Source organism: Paenibacillus sp. Aloe-11, from assembly GCF_000245715.1.
GTDB classification, from domain to species: Bacteria; Bacillota; Bacilli; order Paenibacillales; family Paenibacillaceae; genus Paenibacillus; species Paenibacillus kribbensis.
In genome coordinates this window covers 14,708-22,054 of the sequence record NZ_JH601057.1, presented here as the reverse complement: position 1 = coordinate 22,054, position 7,347 = coordinate 14,708, and the positions used below count along the sequence as shown (strand labels likewise).

At 48.3% G+C, this 7,347-nt stretch carries 2 protein-coding genes and 1 pseudogene; all 3 read left to right on the top strand.

Annotation, left to right across the window (positions count from 1 at the left end; genetic code table 11):
• The coding region (locus tag WG8_RS17390; RefSeq protein ID WP_007431531.1) for a SulP family inorganic anion transporter at positions 1 to 1,473 on the top strand (1,473 nt) is incomplete at its 5' end.
• A 514-nt stretch (positions 1,474 to 1,987) separates the two neighbouring features.
• Positions 1,988 to 3,598, top strand: coding sequence for a S8 family serine peptidase (locus WG8_RS17385; RefSeq protein WP_007431530.1), 1,611 nt, complete (start codon positions 1,988 to 1,990; stop codon positions 3,596 to 3,598).
• Positions 3,599 to 4,136: 538 nt separating this feature from the next.
• A pseudogene (locus WG8_RS28700) lies at positions 4,137 to 7,347 on the top strand (S8 family serine peptidase); the annotation flags it as partial.

Sequence of the window (7,347 nt, the reverse complement as noted above, 5' to 3'; positions counted from 1 at the left end):
CTCCCAAAGCCGGTAACGATTGGGTTTACGGCGGGGATCGCCGTGACGATCTTCAGCGGTCAGATTGCCAACTTTCTCGGCTTGCGCGGGGTAGAGCGGCATGAGACTTTTTTGCCTTCCATGGCAGAACTGATCCGTCGATTGCCTTCACTGAATGTGTATAGCATTCTGACGGCTTGTATCTGCCTCGCCGCCCTGATTTGGGTGCCTAAAAAGTGGCCCAAGGTGCCGGGTTCGCTGGTCGGCTTGCTCCTGTCAACATTGGCAGCCGTCTGGCTTTTTCCAGGGCAGGTGGCTACAATCGGCTCTGCTTATGGAGATATTCCTGCTTCTTTGCCTGAACTACATATTCCTACGATGACTTGGGATTTGATCGTGAAGCTGCTGCCGCCAGCACTCGTAATTGCGATGCTGGGGGCCATTGAATCTCTGCTTTCCGCAGTGGTAGCTGACGGGATGACGGGTACAAGGCATAACAGCAATCGCGAACTGGTTGGACAAGGTATTGCTAATTTGCTCACACCGTTATTTGGCGGCATTCCTGCGACTGGTGCAATTGCTCGCACCGCCACAAATATCCGCAACGGTGCTGTTTCTCCTATGTCAGGCATTGTGCATGGGTTCGTTGTGTTCCTCATTCTGGTGCTTTTTGCTCCATATGCATCCAATATTCCGCTCGCCAGCATGGCTCCGGTGCTGATGGTGGTAGCCTGGAATATGAGTGAGCGCAAGCACTTTGCACATATTCTCAAGACGCGGACAGCAGATTCTATCGTGCTGGTTGTTACCTTTCTGCTGACCGTTTTTACAACGCTGACCACAGCGGTTGAGGTGGGGCTGGTTTTGGCAGTTGTGCTGTTCGTCAAACGTATGAGCAGTACACTTTCGGTAAATAAAGTACTTCCTGATCCTTCTGTAAAACATGAAAAAGTCGGCGCACATATGGTCACAGAGCAGCATGATTGCCCACAGGTAGCCATTTATAATGTGGAAGGTCCGCTGTTTTTCGGTGCAGCTTCCGTATTGGAAAGCTCAGGAATGGGAGGCAGGGCTGACCCCCAGCAAGGGATTTTGTTGCTGCGGATGGGCAAGGTCCCTTTTATGGATATGACGGGGGAAGCTAATTTTACCGCATTAATTCAGAAATATCGGCAGTTTGGAGGGACGGTGCTTGTGTCGGGGCTTCAGCCTCAACCGCAGGCATTGCTACAGAAAACCGGATGCTACGACATGATTGGACAAGATCATTTTTTCGAACACACCGGAGAAGCGATTACAGCAGCCATTGCACTGGTGAATCAGAACCAATGCTTTGGATGCAGGCAAATGGCTTTTCGGGAATGTGCCACTCTGTGCGGTAAATCGCAAGAGCGGCAGGGAGGAGCAGGATTGCATAAGCCAGCCGCGCAGTCCAAGTCTTCCTTTCCAGATACTGCCGTTCCGGTTCCCATATCAGTAAATAGCGGCAGATAACGCGCTTCCAGATTTGTTGCTGAATGCCGAATAATCTCTTCTATTTTCCGATGGAAAGTGCGCAATCAAGACTCGCATTTGCTTCGAAAAATGGAAGAGATTTTTTCTGCTTCAAGAAAAAAAGGAATAAAATTCAAAAAAATGCTTGAATATCTGATTTTGTGACACTATACTAGATTCAAAAGATACCATGTTTCACATTGTTTTGTTTTAAATTGTATTTTAATATACGAATGTTAACCTCCTCGACAACTTCTAGTTTCTTTTATCCTACCTTTCTCTTCATTTTTTCTCTTACTTTCTTCAAGACTTATTCACATATACCATACCTGATGTCGTTCCCTGTGGTCTGCACCAAGGGTTGTTCATCTCAGAATAATGACCTATGGATTTCACTCCGAGTCTATATTTTTAAGGAGGTGAGTACCAGAGGCTATTTTGTGAGCTTTTGACGCAGCTGTCCGTAAGGTTGTTCTTGAGAATTTAAAAACCAAGTAAAAGGAGATGGAAAGTATTGATTAAGTCAAAAAATATCAAAAAGACGCTGTCGGTCAGTTTTACCGCTCTGCTTGCTTTTTCTCTCATTTCTCCGGTGTACGGGGATTCCAGCACAACCTCCTTGGCAGGAGCCTCGACGATTTCTGCCAAGGTTTCAGCCAGACTGAACCAGCAGTTCAGTAACAGCGAGTATGTCACCTATCTGGTTAAATTGAAAGATCAGGTAGACACGGAGTCGGTGGCCAAGCATGCTTTTCAAAAGGCTTCTGCAGAGCAGATTTCCCCCGCTGCCGCTAAGCTGTCTGTACGGACAACAGTTGTGAATTCGCTCATGGATACAGCAGAAAAAACGCAACAGCCTGTGGAAGAATACTTAAAAAAGGAAGTCAACAACGGAAACGTTAAAAAGTACAAGAGCTACTTTATCGTCAACGCGCTGGCGGTAACGAGTACGAAAGAGGTGCTGGATAATCTGGCTACACTGCCTGAGGTGGATAAAATTTTACCGGATGAAAAGCGAGAGCTGCAAAAGGTTGAAATAAACAAGGATGCCCAGCCAGCAGTAGAGGAAGCGACAGCCGAACAAGCTGCTGCAGACACGGCTGTAACAGAAGAAAATGCACAGAAGTCAGTGGAAGAATCTGTATACAAGGATGCTGTAACGCCTAGCCGGGTCGAATGGAATATTTCCAAAGTCAAAGCACCCCAAGTGTGGGCCAAGGGCATTGACGGCAAAGGGGTTGTCGTTGCCAATCTTGATACAGGCGTAGAGTATACTCACCCGGCGTTGAAAAGAAAATGGCGCGGTTTGAATGCTTCCGGCCAAACCGTTAATCCGGAGCTGAGCTGGTATGATGCGGTTAACGGAGCATCACTGCCTACAGATTCAGATGGACATGGTACACATACGATGGGGACGATCGTTGGCTCGGACAGCAACGGTACGAATGAAGTCGGTGTTGCTCCTGGTGCCAAATGGATTGCCGTTCGGGTATTCAACCCGGATACCACAGACTCCATCTTGCTGGACGGTGGACAGTGGATTCTTGCCCCTGTAGATAAAAATGGTAAAAAGCACCCTGAGCTTGCACCGGATGTGGTGAACAACTCCTGGGGCGGCGGGCCTGGCCTGGATGAATGGTATCGCCCAGTCACGAAAGCATGGAGAGCGGCTCAGATTTTCCCTGAGTTCTCTGCGGGCAACACCACATGGACTAATCCGGGTGGAGCCGGGTCTGTAGCCAATCCGGCGAACCTGCCGGAAGCTTATGCCACCGGAGCGACCGACATTAACAACAAGCTGGCCAGCTTCTCCTTGCGCGGTCCTTCTCCTTATGGGGAAGTGAAGCCGGAAATTTCGGCTCCTGGCGTAAACATTCGTTCCTCTGTACCTGGCGGATCCTATGAGGGTGGATGGGATGGTACTTCCATGGCAGGCCCGCACACGGTCGGATTGGTGGCATTGCTGCTTCAGGCCAAGCCATCCTTGACCGTGGATCAATTAGAGGACGTTATTTCGAAAACAGCGACACCGCTGACAGACAGCCAGTATCGGACTTCACCGAACAATGGCTACGGCTACGGCCTGATCGATGCGCTCGCTGCGGTGAATTCAGTACTTAACTAACACGATCAGATAGGATTCAAAAGACTTCGAAATCCCTTTGAGCGGCTCGCGCAGAGATTGCATACACCTGCTAATTGGTAATGCACCGTTTACGCAGCCGCTATAAAGGGGTTTTTGTACATAATAGAAAATAAATTCATAGAATTTCAAGAAAAATGCAATAAAACTACTTGTATATCTGTTTTGATAACTTTATACTATCCATACTATATATTTATTTAACAATTTTTAATATAAATTGCGATGATATAACATGTAATGATATATCAACCTTTTTCTTCGAAGTACTCCTGCTTTCTCTCCTTGGCATCTACTGAATTTCATACTTTGCTATTTTTTAGCTTGTCAACTCACCTATGAAAATACATCCATCTATGAACAACCCAATATACTTTTGTGCCTCTATATTCTATGAAGGAGGTGGTCGCTAACCATATCGTGTCGCGCAGCCCGTGTGTTTGGTGTGCCAGGCATGAGGCTTACGCTCGTACAGGTTATTACAGAAACATTAAACCTAGTAAAAGGAGTGGAAAAGTCAATGATTAAGCCTAAACGATTCAAGAAACCGCTATCTATTGGACTATCTTTGCTTATGGCCTTTTCTTTTGTTCAACCTGCTTTGGCGAATAACACACCGGATGGCTCCAAGCTGGAGCTGAAATCAGCTTCGCACAAGGTTACGACCGCGAAAGTATCTCCGAAGCTAACCAAACAGTTTGAGGAGAACAACTATGTTACCTATCTGGTTAAATTAAAAGAGCAGGTGGATACCAACAAAGTTTCCAAAAATGCTCTTCAAAAGGCTTCACTTGAGAAAATAACACCCTCCGCTGCCAAAATGGCTGTACGCAGCCATGTGATCAGCTCTTTGCGCGAGACGGCTTCCAGAACCCAATACGGGCTTGAAAATTATTTGGATCAGCAGTCAAAGGACGGTGGAGTGAAGGAATATAAAAGCTACTTTATTGTGAATGCGATGGCTGTTACGAGCACCAAGGAGGTGCTGGATCATATTTCGAAGCTGCCTGAAGTCGATAAAATTTTGCCGAATGAAACACGTTATTTGCAAAAAGTGACGGTTGACAAGCAGGCAGAGGGAACCGACGCCAAAACCGCTGAAAAAGCGACAGCCGGAACAGCAAAGTCTGAAACGGCAGAGAAAGCTGTGGAGCCGGAGAAAGACGATGGAAAAACATCGGCCAAGCCCGGCAATGCAGGCAAAAATGCTGTAGACCCTTCTACGGTGGAATGGAATATATCCCATATTAACGCACCACAGGTTTGGGACAAAGGAATTGACGGAACCGGAATCGTGGTCGCCAATCTGGATACAGGTGTAGATTATACACATCCGGCGCTGCATCGCAAATGGCGTGGCCTGGACGCGGCAGGCAATATTGTGAATCCCGAGCTGAGCTGGTACGATCCGCACAGCCATGCGACGCTTCCGGTCGATCAGGAGGCTGATTCCCACGGTACGCATACGATGGGTACGATGGTCGGCTCCGAGGAAAACGGAACGAACCGGATTGGCGTTGCACCTGGTGCGAAGTGGATTGCGGTTCGGATTTTTAATCCGGAGACGACGGATGCGATTATACTGGATGGCGGTCAATGGCTGCTTGCGCCAAAAGACGCCCAAGGCAATCTGCATCCCGAGCTTGCACCGGATGTAGTGAACAACTCGTGGGGAGGCGGACCCGGTCTGGATGAATGGTTCCGACCTGTGGTTCAGGCATGGCGTGATGCCCAAATATTCCCTGAATTCTCTGCAGGTAACACCTCTCTTTCCAATCCGGGTGGCCCTGCATCGGTCGCAAATCCGGCCAACTATCCTGAATCCTTTGCTACCGGAGCCACCGATATCAATGATAAACTGGCAAGCTTCTCATTGCTGGGACCTTCACCGTACGGAGAGATAAAGCCTGAAGTCTCCGCACCGGGTGTAAATATCCGGTCATCCGTGGCTGGTGGTGCCTATAAAGGCGGATATAACGGCACCTCCATGGCGGGTCCTCATGTTGCGGGTCTCGCAGCACTGCTGCTGCAGGCGAATCATTCTCTTACCGTAGACCAGCTTGAGGAAATTTTGATGAACACAGCTACACCGCGTACAGACAGCACCTATCCTACCTCGCCAAACAATGGATACGGACATGGTGTCATTAATGCGCTGGATGCGGTTGGTTCGGTCATTCAGGGCTTGGGCTCCGTATCCGGTAAAGTTGTAACAGGTGGAGACGATCTGGAAGCTCCTGTTCTGGAGCATACACCACCTGCTGCGGCATTCGAGGGGATTGATATACCTCTGACTGCTCATGTAACGGATAATGTCGGTGTGACAGCCGTTGAGGCATTTGCCAAAACAACGGGTACGTCGAACTATGTTTATATTCCGTTGGAACGGACCTCCGGCGACAGCAAAGACGGTACATATCAAGCGTCCATCCCGACTTTTTTGGTGAACAGCGCTGGTCTGGAATACTATATTCGTGTCAATGATTACGGTAATAACGGTTTTGAAACGGAAGTATATAAGGTTAACATCTCCAAGGGTGTTAAGCCGGGCTATACGCAGGATTTTGAAAAAGACATCGCTGGTATCAACATCGGCGGGCAAGGCAGTGTCTGGAAATGGGGAACCCCGACAAGCGGCCCTAAAAGCGCACACTCGGGTACAAAGGTCATCGCGACCAATCTCGAAGGTCAATACCAGACCAACTCCAACAGTTATTTCATGGCTCCTCCGATTGATTTGACCGAAAGTCCGAAAGGGGCTCTGGTTAGCTTCAAGCATTGGTACGATCTTGAAAACAATTCTGATTTCGGTAAAGTGTATGTAGCAACTCAAAATAGTCAAAATGCCTTTGAGCAGGTATTATCGTTTACCGGTTCTAGCAATGGCTGGAAAACGCAGTATCTTGATTTGCGGGCATTCGCGGGTCAAAAGGTATACCTCCTGTTTAACTTTACGAGCGACAATACGATTGTAAAGGACGGCTGGTACATCGACGACCTGTCGATTCAGGAACCGGATACCGTTGCACCTGCCGCGCCAGGTAATTTAACTGCTGAATCGGATCCTGTTGGCAACGTTGCGCTGGCCTGGAATGCTTCTTCCGATGAAGATGTGAAGCAGTACAAAGTGTATCGTTCCAACGAATCAGGCAAAAATTATATTTCCATCGGTACAACCTCTGGACTGACCTTCACCGATACGATCACCGTCGGCAGTGCGACCTATCATTATGCAGTCGCGGCTGAGGATTACAGCGGCAACGAGGGAGCCAAGTCGAATGAGGTGTCTCTGAGAGTGGACGTACCGGATACGCTGTATAGCGACCATTTTGACGGCAGCTCGGATAATGGCTGGACTCATTCGGGTACCAAGGATGAATGGGAGCGTGGCATTCCTAAAGTCGGGCCTGAGAGCGCGGCATCCAAACCGAACGTGTGGGCCACGGATCTCGATAGCAACTATGAGAACGGAGCTGACTTCTCGCTGGTTTCTCCAAAAATTAATTTGAATGGTATACGCAACGCAACACTAACCTTTAATCACTGGTTTGAAATTGAGGCCGGCTATGATTACGGATATGTGGAAGTGTCCAAAAACAATGGCGACACTTGGAGCGAGCTGGGCAAATTCTCTCATAACACGAATGGGAAAAAATGGGCCCCGGTTTACTACAATCTGGATAGCTACACCGGCAATGAGATCCAAATTCGCTTCCGCTTGAAATCGGATA